At 64.9% G+C, this 20359-nt stretch carries 21 protein-coding genes; 10 read left to right on the top strand and 11 right to left on the bottom strand.

From position 1 onward, the window contains the following. Positions 1 to 61: 61 nt before the first annotated feature. The 10 genes from HY058_13165 to HY058_13120 all read left to right on the top strand — a co-directional run bounded on the left by HY058_13165 (position 62) and on the right by HY058_13120 (position 11371). Positions 62 to 1948 carry a sugar phosphate isomerase/epimerase and 4-hydroxyphenylpyruvate domain-containing protein gene (locus HY058_13165; protein MBI3498250.1) on the top strand — a complete coding sequence of 629 codons (1887 nt, stop codon included), beginning with the start codon at positions 62 to 64 and terminating at the stop codon, positions 1946 to 1948. A 98-nt stretch (positions 1949 to 2046) separates the two neighbouring features. Beyond that, positions 2047 to 3174, top strand: coding sequence for an amino acid ABC transporter substrate-binding protein (locus tag HY058_13160; protein ID MBI3498249.1), 1128 nt, complete (start codon positions 2047 to 2049; stop codon positions 3172 to 3174). A gap of 161 nt (positions 3175 to 3335) precedes the next feature. Next, positions 3336 to 4214: a branched-chain amino acid ABC transporter permease gene (locus HY058_13155; GenBank protein MBI3498248.1), complete on the top strand. Its 879-nt coding sequence runs from the start codon at positions 3336 to 3338 to the stop codon at positions 4212 to 4214. After that, complete coding sequence (locus tag HY058_13150; GenBank protein ID MBI3498247.1) at positions 4211 to 5197, top strand: branched-chain amino acid ABC transporter permease; 987 nt, start codon at positions 4211 to 4213, stop codon at positions 5195 to 5197. Before HY058_13155 ends, HY058_13150 begins: the two co-directional genes overlap by 4 nt. After that, positions 5194 to 5937, top strand: coding sequence for an ABC transporter ATP-binding protein (locus HY058_13145; GenBank protein MBI3498246.1), 744 nt, complete (start codon positions 5194 to 5196; stop codon positions 5935 to 5937). Before HY058_13150 ends, HY058_13145 begins: the two co-directional genes overlap by 4 nt. Further along, positions 5918 to 6676: an ABC transporter ATP-binding protein gene (locus HY058_13140; protein ID MBI3498245.1), complete on the top strand. Its 759-nt coding sequence runs from the start codon at positions 5918 to 5920 to the stop codon at positions 6674 to 6676. Before HY058_13145 ends, HY058_13140 begins: the two co-directional genes overlap by 20 nt. Continuing rightward, positions 6657 to 7421, top strand: a complete 765-nt coding sequence (locus tag HY058_13135; GenBank protein ID MBI3498244.1) for an SDR family oxidoreductase — start codon at positions 6657 to 6659, stop codon at positions 7419 to 7421. The genes HY058_13140 and HY058_13135 overlap by 20 nt, the downstream gene beginning before the upstream one ends. Before the next feature lie 181 nt (positions 7422 to 7602). After that, entirely contained in the window at positions 7603 to 8445 is an 843-nt protein-coding gene (locus tag HY058_13130) for a shikimate dehydrogenase (protein ID MBI3498243.1), read from the top strand. Positions 8446 to 8500: 55 nt separating this feature from the next. Beyond that, on the top strand, positions 8501 to 9331 hold the full coding sequence (locus HY058_13125) for a phytanoyl-CoA dioxygenase family protein (GenBank protein ID MBI3498242.1): 831 nt from the start codon (positions 8501 to 8503) through the stop codon (positions 9329 to 9331). 108 nt (positions 9332 to 9439) lie between these two features. Continuing rightward, complete coding sequence (locus HY058_13120; GenBank protein ID MBI3498241.1) at positions 9440 to 11371, top strand: DUF4396 domain-containing protein; 1932 nt, start codon at positions 9440 to 9442, stop codon at positions 11369 to 11371. Positions 11372 to 11416: 45 nt separating this feature from the next. Here the strand turns inward: HY058_13120 and HY058_13115 are convergent, their stop codons facing one another. The 11 genes from HY058_13115 to HY058_13065 form a co-directional block, all read right to left on the bottom strand. Continuing rightward, positions 11417 to 11650 carry a hypothetical protein gene (locus HY058_13115; protein MBI3498240.1) on the bottom strand — a complete coding sequence of 78 codons (234 nt, stop codon included), beginning with the start codon at positions 11648 to 11650 and terminating at the stop codon, positions 11417 to 11419. Positions 11651 to 11809: 159 nt separating this feature from the next. Continuing rightward, positions 11810 to 12475 carry an isoprenylcysteine carboxylmethyltransferase family protein gene (locus HY058_13110; GenBank protein ID MBI3498239.1) on the bottom strand — a complete coding sequence of 222 codons (666 nt, stop codon included), beginning with the start codon at positions 12473 to 12475 and terminating at the stop codon, positions 11810 to 11812. Next, positions 12472 to 12723 carry a DUF2933 domain-containing protein gene (locus tag HY058_13105; protein MBI3498238.1) on the bottom strand — a complete coding sequence of 84 codons (252 nt, stop codon included), beginning with the start codon at positions 12721 to 12723 and terminating at the stop codon, positions 12472 to 12474. The genes HY058_13110 and HY058_13105 overlap by 4 nt, the downstream gene beginning before the upstream one ends. Positions 12724 to 13112: 389 nt before the next feature. Beyond that, positions 13113 to 13550 carry a YeeE/YedE family protein gene (locus tag HY058_13100; GenBank protein ID MBI3498237.1) on the bottom strand — a complete coding sequence of 146 codons (438 nt, stop codon included), beginning with the start codon at positions 13548 to 13550 and terminating at the stop codon, positions 13113 to 13115. Positions 13551 to 13555: 5 nt separating this feature from the next. Continuing rightward, the gene (locus HY058_13095; GenBank protein ID MBI3498236.1) at positions 13556 to 13981 is read right to left on the bottom strand and encodes a YeeE/YedE family protein; all 426 of its coding nucleotides are present in this window, start codon (positions 13979 to 13981) and stop codon (positions 13556 to 13558) included. 105 nt (positions 13982 to 14086) lie between these two features. Continuing rightward, positions 14087 to 14380, bottom strand: a complete 294-nt coding sequence (locus HY058_13090; protein MBI3498235.1) for a HigA family addiction module antidote protein — start codon at positions 14378 to 14380, stop codon at positions 14087 to 14089. Between the two features lie 30 nt (positions 14381 to 14410). After that, positions 14411 to 14722, bottom strand: a complete 312-nt coding sequence (locus tag HY058_13085; GenBank protein ID MBI3498234.1) for a HigA family addiction module antidote protein — start codon at positions 14720 to 14722, stop codon at positions 14411 to 14413. A gap of 9 nt (positions 14723 to 14731) precedes the next feature. Further along, positions 14732 to 15019, bottom strand: coding sequence for a type II toxin-antitoxin system RelE/ParE family toxin (locus HY058_13080; protein MBI3498233.1), 288 nt, complete (start codon positions 15017 to 15019; stop codon positions 14732 to 14734). Positions 15020 to 15227: 208 nt separating this feature from the next. After that, positions 15228 to 16283 carry a 2-oxoacid:ferredoxin oxidoreductase subunit beta gene (locus tag HY058_13075; GenBank protein ID MBI3498232.1) on the bottom strand — a complete coding sequence of 352 codons (1056 nt, stop codon included), beginning with the start codon at positions 16281 to 16283 and terminating at the stop codon, positions 15228 to 15230. After that, a complete protein-coding gene (locus tag HY058_13070) occupies positions 16280 to 18121 on the bottom strand; it encodes a 2-oxoacid:acceptor oxidoreductase subunit alpha (GenBank protein MBI3498231.1) in 1842 nt (613 codons plus the stop codon). The genes HY058_13075 and HY058_13070 overlap by 4 nt, the downstream gene beginning before the upstream one ends. Further along, positions 18106 to 19893 (bottom strand): FAD-dependent oxidoreductase, encoded by a 1788-nt coding sequence (locus HY058_13065; GenBank protein ID MBI3498230.1) that lies wholly within the window; start codon positions 19891 to 19893, stop codon positions 18106 to 18108. The genes HY058_13070 and HY058_13065 overlap by 16 nt, the downstream gene beginning before the upstream one ends. Positions 19894 to 20359 lie beyond the last annotated feature (466 nt).

The following is a 20359-nucleotide window of genomic DNA, read 5'->3' as shown; positions in this document are numbered from 1 at the left end:
TCGATGAGAACCGGCAGCCGGCAGCCCAAAGCCGCTCGGCTGCGACGACAGGAGGGAACCCGTGCAGACCGCAATCGCCACCGTATCGCTGAGCGGGACGCTCGCCGAAAAGCTGGATGCCATCGCGGCCGCCCAGTTCAAGGGCGTGGAGATCTTCGAGAACGATCTCCTGTCGTTCAACGGCACGCCCGGGGACGTCCGCCGGATCGTCGAGGATCTCGGTCTCAAGACCATTACCTTCCAGCCCTTCCGCGATTTCGAGGGCATGCCGGAACCGCACCGGCAAAAGGCCTTCTCCCGAGCCGAGCGGAAGTTCGACCTCATGCAGGATCTCGGCTGCGATCTCCTGTTGATCTGCAGCAATGTCTCCCCCGACGCGCAGGGCGGCATCGACCGGGCCGCCGCCGACTTCCACGAGCTCGGCGAGCGTGCGGCCAAGCGCGGACTCCGGGTCGCCTTCGAGGCGCTGGCCTGGGGCCGGCATATCAACGACTACCGGGATTCCTGGGAGGTGGTTCGGCGCGCCGATCACCCCGCCATCGGCCTGGTCCTCGACACCTTCCATATCCTGGTGCGCCAGACCGACCTCATGCCCATCCGCTCGATCCCGAAGGACCGGATCTTTCTGGTCCAGGTCGCCGACGCGCCGCTTCTGCAGATGGACTATCTATCCTGGAGCCGGCACTACCGCTGCTTTCCCGGCCAGGGCGACCTGCCCTTGGCGGAGTTCATGGAAGCCCTCCAGGCGACCGGCTTCGACGGGCTGTTGTCGCTGGAAATCTTCAGCGATCGGTTTCGCTCGGGCTCGGCCCGGCATGTCGCCGTCGACGGCCAGCGCTCTCTCCTCGTCATGCTGGACGCGCTCGCCTGCAAGACCGGCATTCCCGTGCCCGGCGCGCCTCGGCTGCCGCCGCGCTCCCGCCCAGAGGGTATCGAGTTCCTCGAGTTTGCGATGGACGAGGCGCAGGCACCGGAATTCGAGCAGGTCTTGAACGGGCTCGGCTTCGCCAAGGTGGGCATCCATCGCTCGAAGGCGGTCACCCGCTGGCGCCAGGGCGACATCAACATCGTGGTCAATTGCGACAAGGAGGGCTTTGCCCATTCCTTCTCCATCACCCACGGGGTCTCGGTCTGCGCGATGGCCCTCAGGGTCGACGATGCGGCGGCGACGGTGGAGCGGGCAGCAAAGCTCCTGGACCAGCCGTTCCGGCAGCGCTCGGGCCCCGGAGAGTTGGACATCCCGGCCGTCCGCGGCGTCGGCGGCAGCGTCGTCTATTTCGTCGACCACAAGACCGATCTCGGCCGGCTTTGGGACATCGACTTTGAAGGCCTCGCACCGTCCGCCGGCAAGGATGCGGGTCTCATCCGGTTCGATCACCTTTCGCAGACGATGCAATATGAGGAAATGCTGACCTGGCTCCTGTTCTATACCTCGCTCCTCGATCTGAGAAAGACCGCCGTCCAGGACGTCATCGATCCAGGCGGGGTGGTGCAGAGCCAGGCGGTCGAGGCCGCGGACGGGTCGTTGCGCCTGGTTCTCAACGCCTCGCAGAGCCGGCAGACCCTGGCGGCACGCTTTATCCACGACTTCTTCGGCTCAGGCGTGCAGCAGATCGCGCTTGCGACATCCGACATCTTCGCCACCGTCCAGGCGCTGCGCAGGGGCGGCATCCAGCTCCTGCCGATACCCGACAACTACTATGACGACCTCGCCGCCCGCACCGATCTCGCCGCCCCTGAGATCGCGCGGCTGCACGCCGAGCAGATCCTCTACGACCGCGAGGGCAGCGCCGAATTCTTCCACGCCTACACCAGAACCCTGGAGGGGGGATTCTTCTTCGAGATCGTCGAGCGCCGCGGCTACAGAGGCTTCGGGGCGGTCAATGCTCCGATCCGGCTGGCGGCCCAAACGCGGCTTTTTCAGCAATCGACGATTCCGGGCCTTTGAGGCTGACAAAAGCCGATGCGGAGCCGGCTCCTTCGGCGCTATCCTGCTCCGTAGAACCAAGGCAAACGCATCAAGGGAGGAAACGGGTGAAGACATTGCTGAAGGGGATCCTCGCGGCCGGGATCATCCTGGCGCCCGCCACCGCGAACGCGCAGACGACCGTCTACATCCCCAACATCGTGGAGCTTTCCGGGCCGGGTGCCGTCTCGGGCACCAATTGGCGCGACGGCATCATCCTTGCCATCGAGGAGATCAACGCCAAGGGCGGCATTCTCGGGCGCCGGATAGACACCCCGCATCTCGACACCCAGAGCGATGCCGGCATCAGCCGCGCCCAGATGCAGAAGGTGCTCGACAACAATCCCTATGTGGTGCTGGGTCCGGTGTTCTCCGGCTCGGTCCTGGTGGACATGGCGCTGACCCAGGCGGCGGAGGTTCCCGAGATCGTCGGCGGCGAGGCGGCGGCCATCACCCAGAAGGGCGATCCTTATGTGTTTCGCACCTCCTTCGGCCAGCAATTCAGCATGCCGAAGATCGCCAATTATCTCCGCGATGGGCTGAAGGCCAAGTCGGTGGCGATCCTCTGGGTCAACAACGACTTCGGCAAGGGCGGGCGCGACACCTTCCTCTCCGAGATGAAGACCCGCAACATCCAGGTGGTCGCCGACATTTCGACCGAGCAGGGCCAGGCCGACTTCTCCGCCGATGTGGTGAAGATCAAGGCGGCGAATGCCGAGGTGATCTTCGTCTATACCAACGAGGAGGAGAGCGCCCGGTTTCTGAAGGAGGCGAAGAAGCAGGGCATCAAGGCGCCGCTCATCGGCGAGACCACGCTTCTGAGCCAGAAGGTGATCGAGCTCGCCGGCGATGCCGCCAATGGCGTCAAGGGCCATGTCGGTCTGAGCGCGGACGCGCCGGTGCCCGCCGTGCAGGAATTCGCCGCCAAGTTCAAGAAGAAGTTCGGCTATGCCAACGACCACAACGGCATCAAGGGCTACATCGCCATCTACACGATCAAGCATGTGACCGAGAAAATGGGCAAGTTCGATAAGAAGCTGTTCGTCGAGACCCTGCACGGCCTCACCATCAAGCCCGAGCAGGAGCCGGGCATCTTGATGGAGGCCACTTGGGACAAGAACGGCGACATCGACCGCGCCAGCTTCCTGGCCGAGGTCGTCGACGGCAAGCAGAAGATCGTCGAGGTCCTGCCGAAGCTCGGGAAGTAGTGGGGATGGGATTCAAGGCACAGGCCCAATAGCACTGACCCTCACCCGCCTCGCCAGCGCTCGGCACCCTCTCCCGCAATGCGGGAGAGGGGGGACCCGCGCGATAGCGCGGGTGGGTGAGGGTCTGCGTGCTGTGAGCTTGTAACTCCGGGCCGCGGGCCATGGCCGCCTTTATCCAGCTTTTCGTGTCGGGTCTGGCGACCGGGGCGATCTATGCCTTGGTCGCTGTCGGCTTCACCTTGCTCTGGCAGACCTCGCAGACCATCAACTTCGCCCAGGGCGAGTTCGTGATGATCCCGGCCTTCTTCGCGCTGGCGGCGATCAAGTTCATCGGCCTGCCGTTCTGGGCGGCTTCTCTGGTCGGCCTCGTCGTTTCCGTGGCCGTTCTCGGATTCCTGTTCAAGCGCATCATCGTCGATCCGATGGTGAGCCATGGGGTGTTGCCGCTGGTCATCTCCACCATCGCGCTCTCGCTGTTTCTCAAGGAGTTCGCCAAGGACTTCTACAGCTCCCAGGCGCAGCCCTTTCCGGCGCTGATCGAGACCAAGGACATCCTGATCCTGGATGCGGTCATCTCCAGCCAAAGCGTGATGATCGTGGCCGTCGCCATCCTCGCGGTCGGGGGCTTGCATCTCCTCTTGCACCATACGCGCCTCGGCCGCTCCATGCAGGCGACCGCGCAGAACCCGACCGTGGCCCGCATCCTCGGCGTGCCGGTCGAGCGGATGATCCTCTACACCTTCCTCATCAATGCCGGCCTGGTGGCGCTGGCCTCGATCCTCATTAGCCCGATCTATCTCGCCAAGTTCACCAATGGCGAGACCTTGGGGCTTGCCGCCTTCATCGCCGCCATCATCGGCGGCTTCAATCAGGTCAGGGGCGCCATCCTGGGCGGCGTCATCCTGGGCGTGCTCGACAATCTGTCGGCGGCCTACATCTCCGCGCAATACCGCGGCGCCTTTCCGCTCTTGATCCTGATCGCCGTCATCCTGTTTCGGCCCCAGGGCATTCTGGGCGTGGTCGAGGAACGCACCGTATGAGCCCGTTGCCGCGGTGGCTCACCCTTGCCTCGGTCGCCGGCGCCGGTGCGGTTCTGATCGTGCTGCCGTTCTTCCTCAAGCCCTTCGGCATCTATCTCTTGAGCCTGTGGGCGGTGATGGCGATCGCCGCACTCGGGCTCAATCTCACGCTGGGATATGCCGGCCAGATCTCGCTGTCGCAAGGCGCCTTTGTCGGCATCGGCGCCTATACGGCGGCGCTGATGACCATGAATGGCTGGCCCTATCCCTTGGCCTTCATCGCCGCCGGTGGCGTCGGCTTCGCCATCGGCTGGGTCTTGGGCTACCCGGCGCTCCGGGTGCAGCATCACTACCTCGCCTTCGTCACGCTGGCCTTCTCGACCCTGGTTTTTCTCTTCCTGCGCAACGAGCAATGGCTCACCAACGGCATCTACGGCCTCAGCAACATCCCGCGGCCGAGCTTCTTCGGCTGGTCGACGACGAAGGCGATCGACTTCTACGGCTTCTGCCTCCTCGTCCTCGGCGCGATCAGCCTCGCCTTGTGGTGGATGGTCCGCTCGCCCTGGGGCCGAGCCTTCATGGCCTTGCGCGAGAATCCGATCAGGGCCTTGTCGCTCGGCGTCGATACCAGGCGCTATACGCTGATGGCGTTTGCCATCGGCTCCTCGGTCGGCGCCCTGGCGGGTGCCGCCTATGCGCCCTTGGTGCAGTTCATCGAGCCGAACTCCTTCGGCCTCGGCCTCTCCTTCACGCTTCTGCTGATGGTCATCGTCGGCGGCGCCGGCTTCTTCCTGGGGCCGTTCATCGGCGCCGCCGTGTCGATCCTCCTGCCGGAGTGGCTGCGCATCGCCGAGGGCTACTATCTTCTCTGCTACGCGATCATGGTGATGGTGCTGATGGCGTTCTGCCCGAGCGGCATCATCGGCCTCCTGCAGAAGCTCGCCCGCACCCTCGTCCACCGGCAGCGCGGGGTGGCGCTCGGCACCGGGGAGACCGGCGGATGAGCCCGGTGCTCGAGGTCTCCCATCTCTGCAAGTCCTTCGGCGGCATTCGCGCCGTCGACGACGTCTCCTTTGCTCTCGGCGAAGGCGAGATCCTCGGCATCATCGGCCCCAACGGGTCGGGCAAGTCGACCTTGTTCAACTGCGTGCTGGGCCAATTGAGGCCGAGCTCGGGGGCGGTCCATGTCAACGGCAGGCCGATCACCGGCATGCGACCCTGCGATCTGAATAGGCTCGGCGTCGGCCGCACCTTCCAGCTCCTGCAGGTCTTCCCTGAGCTCTCGGTCCGCGACAATCTGATCCTTGCCGGCCAGGAGCATCGGGGCTCGATGCTCTCCCGCCTGTTGGGACGCGCCGATGCGGGCTTGAGGCCCGAGGCCGAGACCATGATCGAGTTCTTCCGCCTCACGCCCGTGGCCGCCGAGCGGGCGGGCCGCCTCAGCTATGGCCAGCAGAAGCTGCTCGATGTCGCCATGGCGTTCATGGCGGGTCCGCGGCTGGTACTGCTCGACGAGCCGGCGGGCGGCGTCAATCCGACCATGCTGGGCAATCTCCGCGACCGGCTGCAGGCGATCAACGAGAGCCAGAAAGCCACCTTCATCGTGATCGAGCACAACATGGACTTCGTCATGGCCCTCTGCAGCCGCATCCTCGTCTTGGCGGAGGGCCGGATCATCGCCGAGGGCACGCCCCGGGACATCCGCAGCAACGCTGAAGTGATCGATGCCTATCTCGGCCACTGAGGACCCGCAGCCGATCCTGGAGCTGGACGAGGTCACCGCCGGCTATGGGGCGATGACGGTCTTGAACGGGCTCAGCCTCCGCATCCGTCGCGGCGCCATCACCACCATCATCGGCCCCAACGGCGCCGGCAAGTCGACGGTATTCAAGACCGTGTTCGGCCTCCTGGCGCCGCGCCAGGGACGCATCCGCTTCGATGGCACCCTGACCACGGGGGCCACCCCGCGGCGTCTCATCGATCTCGGCATGTGCTACATACCCCAGGGCCGCAACATCTTCCCGACCTTGAGCGTGCGGCACAATCTCGAGCTCGGTGCCGTGGCACTCACCTCGGCGGCGGAGATCGGCAGCCGCATCGAGGCCTCGATCCAGCGCTTCCCGGTGCTGGCGGCGAAGGCCGACCGCCAGGCCTCGACCTTGAGCGGCGGCGAGCAAAAGTTGCTCGAGATCGCCCGCGGCCTCCTGACCCAGCCGAAGCTGCTCTTGATCGACGAGCCCTCCATCGGCCTCTCGCCGATCATGGTCGAGCGGATCTTTTCGATCCTCAGCGAATTGCGTGCCGGCGGCACCTCGATCCTGATGGTGGAGCAGAACGCCCGGAGCGCCTTGCAGATCTCCGATGACGGGTTGGTGCTGGAGCTTGGCCGCGTGCGCATGGCGGCCAGCGCCGAAGCGCTTCTGAACGACCCCCGCGTCGGCCAGCTCTTTCTCGGAGGGACCAGTGGCGCGTCCGCGGCCTAAGCGCACATCGAAGCCGCTCGCAGGGCAGGTCGCGATCGTGACCGGCGGCGCCCGCGGCATCGGCCTGGGCATAGCACTCCGCCTCAATGAGGACGGCGCCCAGGTGGTGATCTGGGATCGGGACCTGACACCGCTCCGCAAAGAGGCGCGGCACTTCAAGCCGGCTCAGGCAAGGTGCGTGGATGTGAGCGACCTCGCGGAGGTCGAGCGCGCCTTCGCCGAAGCCATGGCGCTCGCCGGTCAGGTGCACATCCTCATCAACAATGCCGGGATCAACGGCCCGGTGGCGCCGGCTTGGGAATACCCGGTGGAGGCCTGGGCCGATGTGCTCGCGGTCGACCTGACCGGGGTCTTTCATTGCTGCCGTCCGGCCGCAGCGCATATGCTGAAAGAGGGTTATGGGCGCATCGTCAACATCGCCTCCATCGCCGGCAAGGAGGGGATGCCGGGGATCGCCGCCTATTCCGCGGCCAAGGCCGGGGTGATCGGCTTCACCAAGGCGCTCGCCCGCGAGCTCGTGACCACGGGAGTCACCGCCAATTGCATCACGCCGGTCATCACCGAGACCAAGCTGTTTCGCCAGATGACCGCGGCGCACATCAAGAGCGCGCTCGCCCGCATTCCCATGGGGCGCTTCTGCTCGATCCAGGAGATCGCGGCGATGACCGCCTATGTCGCCAGCCCCGACTGCAGCTTCACCACCGGTGCGGTGTTCGACATCTCCGGCGGCCGCGCCACCTATTGATGCGGCTATGAGCAACCTTCTAGTCTCAATAGCGACTGGCCCGGACACGATGCCCTCACCCGCCTCGCTGTCGCTCGGCACCCTCTCCCGCAATGCGGGAGAGGGAGGGACCCGCGCTTGCGCGGGAGGGTGAGGGCCCGCGGTCGCTAGTCGTGTATTGGCGGCAAAGAGAAAGTAACCGATGGCGCACCCCGATCGTTTTCTGATGGCCGGCGTCATGGGCTGGCCGGTCATGCATTCGCGCTCGCCCAAGCTGCACAACTACTGGCTGGCCAAGCATGGGCTGGTGGGCACCTATGTGCCGCTGGCGATCAAGGCCGAAGGGCTCGAGGCAGCGCTCCGCGCCCTTCCGGCCCTGGGCTTCTCCGGCTGCAACCTCACCATCCCGCACAAGGAGGCGGCCTTCGCCATCGTCGACCGGGTGGATCCGGCGGCCAAGCGCATCGGCGCAATCAACTGCGTGGTGGTTGAGGCGGACGGATCCCTCGACGGCCGCAACAATGACGGCTTCGGCTATATCCACAGCATCCTCGATGCCGATCCGAATTGGCGCGCCGACGCCGGCCCGATCGTCGTCATCGGCGCCGGCGGCGGCGCCCGGGCGGTTCTGGTCGGCTTGGCCGAGCGCGGCGCCAAGGAGATCCGCGTCATCAACCGCACCTTCGAGCGCGCGAAGACGCTCGAGGCGGAGCTGGGCCAGCCGATCCGGGCCTATGCCTGGGCGGACCGCGCCGATGCCCTCGACGGCGTGGCGATGCTGGTCAACACCACCAGCCAAGGCATGGCGGGCCAGCCGGCACTCGAGCTCACGCTCGACCGGCTGCCGCGAACCGCATTGGTCTCCGACATCGTCTATATCCCGAAGGAAACGCCGCTCTTGGAGGCGGCGCGCAAGCGCGGCAACAAGACGGTGAACGGGCTTGGCATGCTGCTCAACCAGGCGCGGCCGGCCTTCCATGCCTGGTTCGGGGTGATGCCCGAGGTGACGGCGGAGCTCAGGGCAATGATCGAGGCGACGATCTGAGCGGGCGGCGGCGTTTGCCCGAGGTATGATCGACGGGACATCGGGAGGTCTCGCAATGACCCGCTTATTGTCCGAGGCTGAGGTTCGGCGCTACCACGAGACCGGCTATCTGGCGCCGATCCCGGTGATGCCGCCCGAGGAAGCGATTGGGCTCCGGCGGCGGCTCGAGGCCTTCGAGCGCCGAGAGGGCGGGCCGCTCAAGGGCGCCCACCGGCACAAAGCGCATCTGCTGTTTCCCTGGCTGGCCGAGCTCGTTCGCCATCCCCGCATCCTGGACGCGGTCGAGGACGTGCTCGGCGGCGACATCCTGGTATGGACCACCAACTTCTTCACCAAGGAGGCGATGACCGAGGATTTCGTCTCATGGCACCAGGATTCGACCTATTGGGGCTTATCCGCGACCGACGTCGCCACCGCCTGGATCGCCTTCACGCCGAGCACGGTCGAGAGCGGGGCGATGCGGGTCATTCCCGGCAGCCATAAGCAGGACCAGCTGCCGCACCGGGATCGCCACGATCCCTTGAACCTCTTGACCCGCGGCCAGGAAGTGCAGGTCGAGGTGGATGAGCGCGAAGCCGTCGATCTCTTGCTGCAGCCGGGCGAGATGTCGCTGCACCACATCCGCATCGTCCACGGCTCCTCGCCCAACCGGTCGGCGGACCGGCGCATCGGCTTCGCCATCCGCTACATCCCACCTTCCATCCGCCAGATTGCCGGAAGGGATTCCGCCTCGCTGGTGCGCGGGATCGATCGCTACGGGCATTTCGAGCCGGAACCGACGCCGAGGGACGAGTGCGGGCCGGAAACCCAAGCCGCGCACGCAGCAGTCATCAAGCGCCACACCGCGCTGTTGATGGCGGGCTCGGCCAAGTCTGAGCTGAAATAGCCCGAAGGACGCACGCCCCAGTCAACGCCGCCCGCGCGCGACCTCGATCCCACTGAGCCAATCGCCCCCGCTTTCCCGCATCGATCACCACAGAGGCAGGCCCCCGCCATGCTGATCCAGCCGATCGACTACCTGCTCGTCGTTTGGTTCGCTCTGGCCGCGCTATCGACCGGCTACGTCGCCTACGACCAGTACCGCAACAACCCCGAGCCGGTGGTGATGAAGTGGGGCTTCATCCTGGTGACTCTCTATATGGGTCCGCTCGGATTGCTCATCTACGTGCTGGCCGACAAGGAGCCGCGGCCGGGCGAGCACGAGGCGTTCACCCAACCGCTGTGGAAGCAGGGGGTCGGCAGCACCATCCACTGTGTCGCCGGCGATGCCACCGGCATCATCTTGGCCGCGGTCGTCACCGCCGCACTCGGCCTCCCCATGTGGCTCGACCTCATCGTCGAATACCTCGCCGGCTTCGCCTTCGGCATCTTCATCTTCCAGTCCTTGTTCATGAAGGAGATGATGGGCGGCTCTTATTGGGAGAATGTGCGCCGGACCTTCCTGCCGGAGCTCATCAGCATGAATGCCATGATGGCCGGAATGGCGCCGATCATGAGCCTCCTGATGATGGGCCGCGATATGCGCGCCATGGATCCGACCGAGCTCGTGTTCTGGGGCGTCATGTCGTTCGGCGTCGCCATCGGCTTCGCCACCGCTTTCCCGGTCAATGTCTGGATGGTGAAGCGCGGGCTGAAGCACGGGCTCATGACCGAGCGGGCGCCCGGCTCGCCGTTCGATTTGACCGCAGCCGCGCCCAAGCCCGCTCGGCACCGAGGCCATAAGGCCGCCCCAAAACGGGCAGCCGCCGCTCAGCACCAGGGGCACAATCCCGGCCGTAAGCAAATGGCCATGGCCATGCCCGGTTCCGGCCATCACATGGGGAGCGATGCGACGTTGCCGCAGATCGCTGCCGTCGCCGGGGTTACCACGCTCATGCTGCTGGCCGGGCTGATCGTGCCGGGATTCTATGTGAACCTGTCATTGAACCTCAGCGATGTTGGCGGCGCGATCATGCCGTCGGGCATGGTCATGGGCTTCGATACGCCCGCGGGCGCCATGCGTGACATGAGCGCCATTCACCCGCGCCTGGTTTCCTACCAGGCCCCGGCCGACGCGCAGGGCGACCAGATCCTGCCGCCGCGGCTCGAGAGCGGGGTGAAGGTCTTCGACCTCGAGGCCGCGGTGATCCGCTGGAACATCCTGCCCGGCGTCACCGTCGATGCCTACGCCTTCAATCACCAGATCCCGGGGCCGCGCCTGCAGGTGGTCCAAGGCGACCGCGTCAGGATCAATCTCCGCAACAACCTGCCGGAATCGACCACGGTGCATTGGCACGGGCTGATCATCCCGAACGGGATGGACGGCCCCGCCAAGATCACCCAGAAGCCGGTGCCGCCGGGCGGCAGCTTCACCTACGAATTCACCGTGCGCCAGTCCGGCACCTATTTCTACCACACCCACGACCATTCCGATCGGCAGCAGGCCTTCGGCCTCTACGGCGCGCTCATCGTCGCCGCCAAGGACGGCGGCGAGCCCAAGGCCGATCTCGAATACACCGTTCAGATCCAGGAATGGCTGAAGCGCGACTGGCTCACCTATCCGGCGATGCTGATGGAGGGGGGCCTGCCCAACTACTTCACCATCAACGGCAAGGCCTACCCGGCGACCGACACGATCAAAATGAAAATCGGTCAGACCGTGAAGCTGCGCTTCATCGGCACCAACAACAACTTCATCCACCCCATGCATGTGCATGGCGGGCCGTTCGAGGTGGTGGCGCGCGACGGCGAGATCCTAAAGCCGGCCGCCCGCTATCTGGCCGACACGGTCAATGTCGGGCCCGGCCAGCGCTACGACGTCATCTGGAAGGCGCGCCTGCCGGGCAAGTGGCTGATCCACTGCCACATCCCCCATCACACCACGAACTACAACGTCGAGGAGCAGGGCGGCGGCGGGCTCACCATGGTGATCGAGGTCGAGAGCTGAGACGGGTGCCACACCGCCCAGCTGCGCTGCTCAGCGCGGTCCGAGTTATCGTGCGGCTCGCGCCGCGAAGTAGTTGTAGATGGGGGCGAACACGAGGGCGACGTACCAGCCCCAAGCGAAGCTTTCGATGAGGCCGAGCAAGAAGCTCTGCAAACTCAGGAGCGCAAAGCCGGGAAGGAAGATGGCGAGCGCTGAGTGCTCGATGGGTAGGCCCGGGAACAATAGATAGCCGAGCACGCACAAGACATAAGAAATCGCCAGAAATGAGCTTAGACCCATCCCGAGCGCGAAAACCGGGATGCGCCGGCGATCGCTGGTCTCACCTTGCTCGAGATCGATATGAGATGTGCTTGCCTGCGCCATGGCATCCTCCATTCGTGGAAATCCGAGGTCAGCGAGAGACTATGTGGCGCGCGAATGGACTCGGTCACCTGGTCCTTAAACCTTGCCATGCGCATCCGCCGCGCTTCGCCCGATCAACCGCGGCACCCACCGCGCCGTCGTTGCGGCATATCGGTCGTAAGCCTCACCGAATGCGCGTCTGGCATCGTTCTCTTCTGAGAGCGCCAACCGCACATACATCGCCACCAACAACGGGAACATCACGACGGTCAGGATCGTCGGCCACTGCAAGAGGAAGCCAAGCATGATGGCGATGAAGCCAATGTACTGCGGATGACGCACATAGGCATAAGGACCGGTGACGGCGAGACGGTGCTGCTTCTGAGCCCGGTAGAGCGCACGCCAGGCGGCCGACAGCAGGATGAAGCCCGCGGCTATCATCACGTTGCTCAGGATGTGCAGAACGCCGAAGTGCGGGTTGCCCTGCATCCCGAAAACCGTCCACCAGAGATGTCCGGCGTCGTGCGAGAGCGGATCGAGGCCAGGATATCGACCTTGCAGCCATCCCGAGAGCAGGTAGATCGTCAGCGGGATCCCGTACATCTCCGTGAACAGGGCGACGATGAATGCGCTGAACGCCCCAAAGGAACGCCAGTCGCGGGTCGATTGTGGTTTGGCGAAGCTATAGGCGAAGATGATGAAAGCGGCGGAATTGATGACGACAAGCGTCCACAGCCCATAGGCCGGCATAGCGTCGGTCATCGCGCATCTCCTGAGGATGGGTCTCGCTTGTCATGTTCGTGCCCGGCCCCATGACGGCTGTGGTGACCGTGTCCGTGGTGCATGAATAAATGCATCAGCGGGCATGCCGCTAAGAGCAGATACGGCAGAGCACCGAAGACATGCGCCGTATGCTCTGTAATGAGGAAAAACGCCGCGACGCCGAGGAAGCCGCAGAGCACGATCCCGTACGGGGTGCGCCACCAGGGCGTTTGGGCTTGCTCGTCCATTCGTTGGGTTCCTTCGATCCGATGCCGGTCGCATCATGCCCGTCGGGCTGAACTTCAATTCGTCGGCAAGCTTCTCTTGCTCATGGTCGCCGCCAAAATGAGAGTGAGCGACCAAATCGGCGAGCGAGAATTCATGATTTCCAACTCCTCGACTTTAGCCGGATCCGGAGCATGCCCACCGGTCAATGTCCCCTTGAGGGCATCCTTACGCGGTGCGTCGAAACATGCGTTGATCTACGTCAAACGACGACCAGCCGCGCGCGATGGAATTGTTCAGAAATGTCAGAGCGCTAACCGCCATGCGCCGGAAGACTTTTCGAGGCTGTCGAATCGTTTCTGCGAGCAAGGTGCCGGATCGCCGTCACCGAGCGCCGAGACCATCGGCACGCTCAGGCTCGCCCTAGCCGGCGCGCTGCGAGCGCTTGAAGCGCGCTGAAGCCCGCCATGCCGGCGAGCATTGCCGCCAGAAAGAGATGCGTCCCCGAGTTTCCGAGCCCCAGGCCGGCAAGGGCTGGGCCGGGGCAGTAGCCGACCAGTCCCCAGCCGATGCCGAATAGGATGGCGCCGCCAACGAGGCTGCCATCGATCCTGCCCTGGGTCGGCGCCGCGTAAGCCGGGGCGCAGAAAGGCGCGGCCGAGGCACGCGCGAGGCGATATCCGATCGCCGCTACAGGAATGGCCCCCGCCATGACGAAGGCGAGACTCGGATCCCAATCGCCAAGCAGATCGAGAAATCCCAGAACTTTGCCGGGATTGACCATCTGCGACACGACGAGGCCGAGACCGAAGAGGAGGCCGGCGACGAGCGCAACGAGGATGCGTGCCATGGCGATCAAGCTCCGAAGAGATGGCGGGCGAGCCAAACCGTGGCGAAGCCGCTCGCCATGAAGAGAAGAGTGGCGCCAAGGGAGCGAGGCGAAAGGCGCGCAAGACCGCAGACACCGTGCCCGCTTGTGCAACCGCCGCCGAGGCGGGTGCCGAAACCAACGAGCAGCCCGCCGGCGGTGACGAACGCCAATGAGCCTGGGAGAACGATCTCCGGCAGAGAGCCGCCGGCAATGCCGTAGAGAAGCGGAGCCGAGATGAGACCGGCAAGAAAGGCCGCGCGCCAGGCGAGGTCTCCGGCGTGCAGTGTCAGCAGGCCTCCGAGGATGCCGCTGATCCCGGCGATCCGACCGATGCCAAGCCAGAGCATGGTCGCCGACAGGCCGATCAGGACGCCGCCAATGGCGGCGGAGGCGGGCGTGAAATGCTCCATGCGATGGTGCCCTCGGAAGGAAGCTTTTGCGATCTGTACTGCAAGCCGGTCGAGCTCGGCAAGGATGGGCGGCCGCTCCGAGTACAGATCGAATTACGTCACGATCTACGCCGCGCGCGCCCTTGGGATGCGCTTGACCTCTTCGGCCATCGCGATGCTGGCCTTGGCGACGTCGTGCGCGGCTTGCATCCTGATCCAGATGCCGGGGCCGTCGCCGCAGAATTTACCGAGCCGTACCGCCATTTCGGGCGTTACCGGCCCCTGCTCCGCGAGAATCTTATGCAGTGTCTGACGCGATACGCCGAGCGCGCCGGCGACCGCCGACACGCTCATGCGGAGCGCCGGAATGACATCCTCGCGCAGGATCGCACCGGGGTGAGTGGGAATCCGAACGAACATGCTATGGCTCGGACCCGCCATTGGCTTCCTTCAGCTCGTCACCGGCTGAATCTCGGCTGCTATTCGCTCTCCGTGCTCGGCCTCGGCGGTCGACAAGTCGTAAGCGGCCTGTAGGCGCAGCCAGAAGCTGGCATTGTTGCCGAAGTAGCGGGCGAGGCGGAGCGCCGTTTCCGGCGTCACCGCCCGGCGGCCGCGAACGATCTCGCCGATCCGGCTCGCCGGCAACCGAAGCGCGATCGAAAGCGCGTGCGCCGACATTCCGCGGGCATCGAGCTCGTCACGGATCGCATCGCCCGGATGGACTGCAGCACCGACCAAACGCTTCGTGCGAGAAATGGGCATTGTCGTCTCTCAATGATAATCGACGATTTCAACGTTCCAAGCGTGACCGTCGTGGAACTCGAAGATGATCCGCCATCGTCCGCCAGCCGAGATCGCCCATTGTCCCTTGCGATCACCGGAGAGCTTATGCAAGCCAATTGAAGCAAGGCCAACGAGGTCGCCGAGAGTCTCCGCTTCATCGAGCATTTTGAGCCGCCGCAGAGCCAGCACCTTGTTGAGCCCGGAAAACTTGCTCTTGGCCTCTTCGGCAAATCGTTGGGTCGCGCGGGTGCCCCAAGACTTGATCACGCATGACATATAGACTGTTTGACGTTTAACGTCAAGCAGTCAAGAACTGAGATCGCGGCGGTCGCCCTCCAAGCGCGGTCTGTCGCCGTCCGTCGAAGGAAGGCGTGGATGCCCGGATCAAGCTGGGGGTGGCCTTTAGGAGGGGGTGAGGATCACCCCCTCCTTGGACCTCCCCGGGCATGACGAAGGAGAATGTGAGAGCCGACCGGCTCCGGCCTTACCTGAGCGCGGCGTTCAGCCTGTCCAGCAAGGCCTTGCCCGGCACCAGCTCGCGCTCGGAGAGCTCGTTGAAGGGCTTCGCCACCGTGTTGAGATGGGCGTGGAGATCCATCGGCTCGGGATCGACGTAGAGGAGCCCGGTCACCACCTCGCCCGCGGCCTGGCGCTGCATCAGGTAGTTCATCGCCTGGATGCGGTCATGCGGGTCGTAGTCGGCGTCGAGCTTCCTCAAGCGCAAGGTCGAGCCATCGTGCTGCTCGACGGTCTCGACCGTGCCCGGCTGATAGTCGACGGTGATCGGCGCCCTGGGCGTCATCACATCGAGGCTGTTGACCGCGATGTTGTGCTCGCGCACATAGTCGAAGCTCTTGGTCGAGCCCAGATGATTGTTGAAGGCGACGCAAGGGCTGATGCAGTCGATGAAGGCTGCTCCCTGGTGCAGGAGGGCGGCCTCGATCAAGGGGACGAGCTGCACCTTGTCGCCGGAGAAGCTGCGGGCGACGAAGGTGGCGCCGAGCTGGAGGGCCATGCTGATGAGATCGATGGCGGAGTCGGAATTAACGACGCCGCGCTTGCTCTTCGAGCCGCGGTCCGAGGTGGCGGAGAACTGCCCCTTGGTCAGGCCGTAGACGCCGTTGTTCTCCACGATATAGACCATGTTGACGCCGCGGCGGATCGAATGGGCGAATTGGCCGAGGCCGATCGAGGCGGAGTCGCCGTCGCCCGACACGCCGAGATAAATGAGATCGCGGTTGGCGAGGTTGGCCCCGGTCAGGACCGAGGGCATGCGCCCATGCACGCTGTTGAAGCCGTGGGAGTGGCGCAGGAAGTAGGTCGGTGTTTTGGAGGAGCAGCCGATGCCCGACAGCTTGGCGATCCGATGCGGCGGCAGCTCCAGCTGGAAGCAGGCCTGCACGATGGCCGCACTGATCGAGTCGTGCCCGCAGCCGGCGCAGAGCGTCGAGACCGCGCCCTCGTAGTCGCGCTTGGTGAACCCCAGCTTGTTGGTCGGCAGCTTCGGGTGGTGCAGCTTGGGCTTGGCGATGTAGGTCATGACACAACCTTGAGCAAGGGCGTGAGGTTGAGGGCGCCCAGGCGCTGGGCGATCTCGGCGGAGATGAAGCGCGCGGTGATCGGCGTGCCGTCGAAATGCAGGATCGGCGTCAGCTTCGCCGGATCGACGCCGCATTCGTTGACGACGAGGGTGCGCAGCTGGCCGTCGCGGTTCTGTTCGACCACGAAGACGCGCTCATGGGCGGCGATGAAGTCGACGATGTCGTCATGGAACGGGAAGCCGCGCACCCGGCAGGTATCCAGATGCACGCCCTGGCGCTCCAGGATCTGCAGCACCTCCTCCATGGCCGGGCTGGTGGAGCCGTAATAGAGCGCGCCGACCCTTGTGGGCGCGGCCGCCGGCCTGATGATCGGATGCGGCACCAGCGATTTCGCGGTCTCGAACTTCTTCAGCAGGCGGCGCATGTTGTCGGCGTAGTCCGGGCCTTCCTCGCTGTATTTGGCGTAGCGGTCCTTGGAGGTGCCGCGGGTGAAGAAGGCGCCGCGGGAGGGATGGACGCCGGGGAGGGTCCGATAGGGAATGCCGTCGCCGTCGACGTCGAGGTAGCGGCCGAAATTCTTGCCCGCCTCCAGCTCGTCTGCCGTCATCACCTTGCCGCGGTCGAGCTTGCGCGCGTCATCCCACTGGAAGGGCTGGCAGAGGCGCTCATTCATGCCGATGTCGAGATCGAGCATGACGAAGATCGGCGTCTGCAGGCGGTCGGCCAGATCGAAGGCATCGGCACCCATGGTGAAGCATTCATGCGGGTCTTCGGGGAAGAGCAGCACATGCTTGGTATCGCCATGGGAGGCGTAGGCGCAGGAGAGCAAGTCGGCCTGCTGGGTGCGGGTCGGCATGCCGGTGGACGGCCCGCCCCGCTGCACATCGAAGATGACCGCCGGGATTTCGGCAAAATAGGCGAGCCCGATGAATTCCTGCATGAGCGAGATGCCGGGGCCCGAGGTCGCGGTGAAGGCCCGCGCGCCGTTCCAGGCGGCACCAATGACGATGCCGATGGAGGCGAGCTCGTCCTCGGCCTGGATGATCGCGTAGTTGTTCTTCCTGGTCTCGCGGTCGACCCGGTAGCGCCGGCAATGGGCGGAGAAGGCCTCGGCCAGCGAGGATGACGGCGTGATCGGATACCAGGCGGCGACCGTGGCCCCGCCATAGACCGAGCCGAGCGCGGCGGCATTGTTGCCGTCGATGAAGATACGGTCGCCGACCTTGTCGGCGCGCCTCACCTTGAGTCCGATCGGGCAGCTGAACGCCTCAAGGGCGTGCTCGCGGCCCATGTGGAGGGCCTTGACGTTCGGCTGGATCAGCGTGTCCTTGCCCTTGAACTGCTCGCTGATCAGCGCTTCCACCACCTTGATATCGATGTCGAGAAGGGCCGCCAGCGCGCCGACATAGATGATGTTCTTGAAGAGCTGGCGCTGGCGCGGGTCGGAGTATTCGCGGTTGCAGATCTCGGTCAACGGCATGCCGAGGAGGTTGATGTCCTCGCGGAACTTCGACTGCGGCAGGGGCTTGGAGGAATCGTAGAAGAGGTAGCCGCCGGGCTCGATCTCCGCCACGTCCTTGTCCCAGGTCTGGGGATTCATCGCCACCACCATGTCGACGCCGCCGCGGGCGCCGAGATGGCCCTCCTCGGAGATGCGCATCTCGTACCAGGTGGGCAAGCCCTGGATGTTGGAGGGGAAGATGTTGCGCGGCGTGACCGGCACGCCCATGCGCAGGATCGACTTGGCGAAGAGCTGGTTGGCGCTCGCCGAGCCGGAGCCGTTGACGTTGGCGAACTTGATGACGAAATCGTTGGTGCGGCTTATCGGCTGTGACATGCGTGGCTCGCTTGCGCCATGTCGAGAAGGAACTTTTGCATGTCCCAGGCGCCGGTCGGACAGCGCTCCGCGCACAGCCCGCAATGCAGGCACAGATCCTCGTCCTTGGTCATGATGCGGCCGGTCTTCAGCGCGTTGGAGACGTAGAGGTCCTGGGTCAGGTTGAGAGCCGGCGCGCTCAGGCGCTGGCGCAGCTCGTTCTCCTCGCCGTTCTCGGTGAAGGTGATGCAGTCCAAGGGGCAGATGTCGACGCAGGCATCGCACTCGATGCAAAGCGAGGTGGCGAACACCGTCTGGATGTCGCAGTTGAGGCAGCGCTGCGCCTCGGCAAAGGCGAGCTTGTCGTCGAAGCCGAGCTCGACCTCGACCTTGATGTCCTTGAGCGCGACGGCCTGGTCCTTCAGGGGCACCCGGTAGCGGAGATCGTTGGAGATGTCGTTGTCGTAGCTCCACTCATGGATGCCCATCTTCTGGCTCGACGCCTGGACCAAGGGCGGCGGGCGCTGCTTTACGTCCTCGCCATTACAGAACTTGTCGATGGAGATGGCGGCATCATGTCCATGGGCCACCGCCCAGATGATGTTCTTCGGGCCGAAGGCCGCATCGCCGCCGAAGAAGACCTTGGCGAGGCTCGACTGCATAGTCGCCTTGTCGACGAGCGGCATGCCCCATTTGTCGAAGGCGATGCCGGCGTCGCGCTCGATCCAGGGAAAGGAGTTCTCCTGGCCGACGGCGACCAGCACGTCGTCGCATTCCATGTGCACATCCGGCTCGCCGGTGGGCGCCAGGTTGCGCCTTCCCTTCTCGTCGTATTTGGCTTCCACCTTTTCGAAGGTGACGCCGGTGAGCTTGCCCTTCGCGTGGGTGAAGGCCTTCGGCACGTGGAAATTGATGATCGGGATGCCTTCATGCATGGCGTCTTCCTTCTCCCAGGGAGACGCCTTCATCTCCTCGAAGCCGGAGCGCACCACCACCCGCACGTCCTCGCCGCCCAAGCGCTTGGAGGAGCGGCAGCAATCCATGGCGGTGTTGCCGCCGCCCAGCACGATCACCCGCTTGCCGATGCGGGTAACATGGCCGAAGGAGACGCTGGAGAGCCAGTCGATGCCGATATGGATGTTGGCGGCCGCCTCCTTGCGGCCGGGAACGTCGAGATCGCGGCCGCGGGGGGCACCACAGCCGACAAAGACCGCGTCATAGTTCTCGGCCAGCAGCGCCTTCAGGCTGTCGATGCGTTTGCCCGCCCGCATCTCCAGGCCCATGTCGAGGATGTAGCCGACCTCCTCGTCGATGACGCTCTCGGGCAGGCGGAATTTCGGGATCTGGCTCCTGATCATGCCGCCCACATGCGGATCGGAGTCGAAGGCGACCACGTGGTAGCCCAAGGGCAGGAGATCGCGGGCGACCGTGAGCGAGGCCGGCCCGGCGCCGACCAAGGCGACGCGCTTGCCGTTCCTCTGGGCCGCCGGCTTCGGCAGGCGCGCCTTGATGTCGCCCTTGTAGTCGGCGGCCACGCGCTTCAGGCGGCAGATCGCCACCGGCTCCTTCTCCACCCGGCCGCGCCGGCACGCCGGCTCGCAAGGCCGGTCGCAGGTGCGCCCGAGGATTCCCGGGAACACGTTGGAGGCCCAGTTGACCATGTAGGCGTCGCCGTAGCGCCCGGCGGCGATCAGACGGATGTATTCGGGAACCGGCGTGTGCGCGGGGCATGCCCACTGACAATCCACGACCTTGTGGAAATAGTCAGGATTGGCGATGTCGGTGGGCAGCAAAGCGGCGCTCTCCTGTCGAAGGCTTGAAGCCCGGTTATGACGAGATGCGGGAAGGGGTCATGGGGGCAAGGGCTCAGAACGGACCCGAGGCGCTCCATTCTTCGACGCGCTCAAGAGGAGGACGGAACCCCCAGCTCCTCGCCCATCTCGGCTCGACGGGCCTCCCGGACAGAGACTCGGGATCGCTCGATCCCGGCGCTCCAGCATCCGTCATACGCGCATGTCCCCTAGTGGCCCGATTCCGGGCCTTCTCCGCCCATAATGCGGCCCTCTTTAGAGCCCTTGCCGGCGCCGCCGTCAAGTAAAGTCCGGCTGAGCCGACGCATGGGCACGACGATGCCACCGCATAGCTGCAATTGCCCGATTTTCGGGCGCGAATCCCGACTTATCTCCCCACGCGCGATATGGTTTTTGAGCGGGTGCAGCAGGACCGCCGGCCCGGATGGGCGAGCCAAGTCGCCCATCC

It is taken from the genome of Pseudomonadota bacterium, from assembly GCA_016195085.1.
Taxonomy (GTDB): Bacteria; Pseudomonadota; Alphaproteobacteria; order SHVZ01; family SHVZ01; genus JACQAG01.
This window is presented reverse-complemented; position numbering and strand designations above follow the sequence as displayed.

What these genes read in the sequence shown, in the direction of transcription:
- HY058_13120 (MBI3498241.1), top strand. Translation starts at nt 9,440, where the DNA reads ATGCTGATCCAGCCGATCGACTACCTGCTCGTCGTTTGGTTCGCTCTG.
- HY058_13080 (MBI3498233.1), bottom strand. Translation starts at nt 15,019, where the DNA reads ATGTCATGCGTGATCAAGTCTTGGGGCACCCGCGCGACCCAACGATTT.
- HY058_13105 (MBI3498238.1), bottom strand. Translation starts at nt 12,723, where the DNA reads ATGGACGAGCAAGCCCAAACGCCCTGGTGGCGCACCCCGTACGGGATC.
- HY058_13150 (MBI3498247.1), top strand. Translation starts at nt 4,211, where the DNA reads ATGAGCCCGTTGCCGCGGTGGCTCACCCTTGCCTCGGTCGCCGGCGCC.
- HY058_13100 (MBI3498237.1), bottom strand. Translation starts at nt 13,550, where the DNA reads ATGGCACGCATCCTCGTTGCGCTCGTCGCCGGCCTCCTCTTCGGTCTC.
- HY058_13075 (MBI3498232.1), bottom strand. Translation starts at nt 16,283, where the DNA reads ATGACCTACATCGCCAAGCCCAAGCTGCACCACCCGAAGCTGCCGACC.
- HY058_13110 (MBI3498239.1), bottom strand. Translation starts at nt 12,475, where the DNA reads ATGACCGACGCTATGCCGGCCTATGGGCTGTGGACGCTTGTCGTCATC.
- HY058_13140 (MBI3498245.1), top strand. Translation starts at nt 5,918, where the DNA reads ATGCCTATCTCGGCCACTGAGGACCCGCAGCCGATCCTGGAGCTGGAC.
- HY058_13095 (MBI3498236.1), bottom strand. Translation starts at nt 13,981, where the DNA reads ATGGAGCATTTCACGCCCGCCTCCGCCGCCATTGGCGGCGTCCTGATC.
- HY058_13125 (MBI3498242.1), top strand. Translation starts at nt 8,501, where the DNA reads ATGACCCGCTTATTGTCCGAGGCTGAGGTTCGGCGCTACCACGAGACC.
- HY058_13085 (MBI3498234.1), bottom strand. Translation starts at nt 14,722, where the DNA reads ATGCCCATTTCTCGCACGAAGCGTTTGGTCGGTGCTGCAGTCCATCCG.
- HY058_13145 (MBI3498246.1), top strand. Translation starts at nt 5,194, where the DNA reads ATGAGCCCGGTGCTCGAGGTCTCCCATCTCTGCAAGTCCTTCGGCGGC.
- HY058_13090 (MBI3498235.1), bottom strand. Translation starts at nt 14,380, where the DNA reads ATGTTCGTTCGGATTCCCACTCACCCCGGTGCGATCCTGCGCGAGGAT.
- HY058_13115 (MBI3498240.1), bottom strand. Translation starts at nt 11,650, where the DNA reads ATGGGTCTAAGCTCATTTCTGGCGATTTCTTATGTCTTGTGCGTGCTC.
- HY058_13130 (MBI3498243.1), top strand. Translation starts at nt 7,603, where the DNA reads ATGGCGCACCCCGATCGTTTTCTGATGGCCGGCGTCATGGGCTGGCCG.
- HY058_13155 (MBI3498248.1), top strand. Translation starts at nt 3,336, where the DNA reads ATGGCCGCCTTTATCCAGCTTTTCGTGTCGGGTCTGGCGACCGGGGCG.
- HY058_13070 (MBI3498231.1), bottom strand. Translation starts at nt 18,121, where the DNA reads ATGTCACAGCCGATAAGCCGCACCAACGATTTCGTCATCAAGTTCGCC.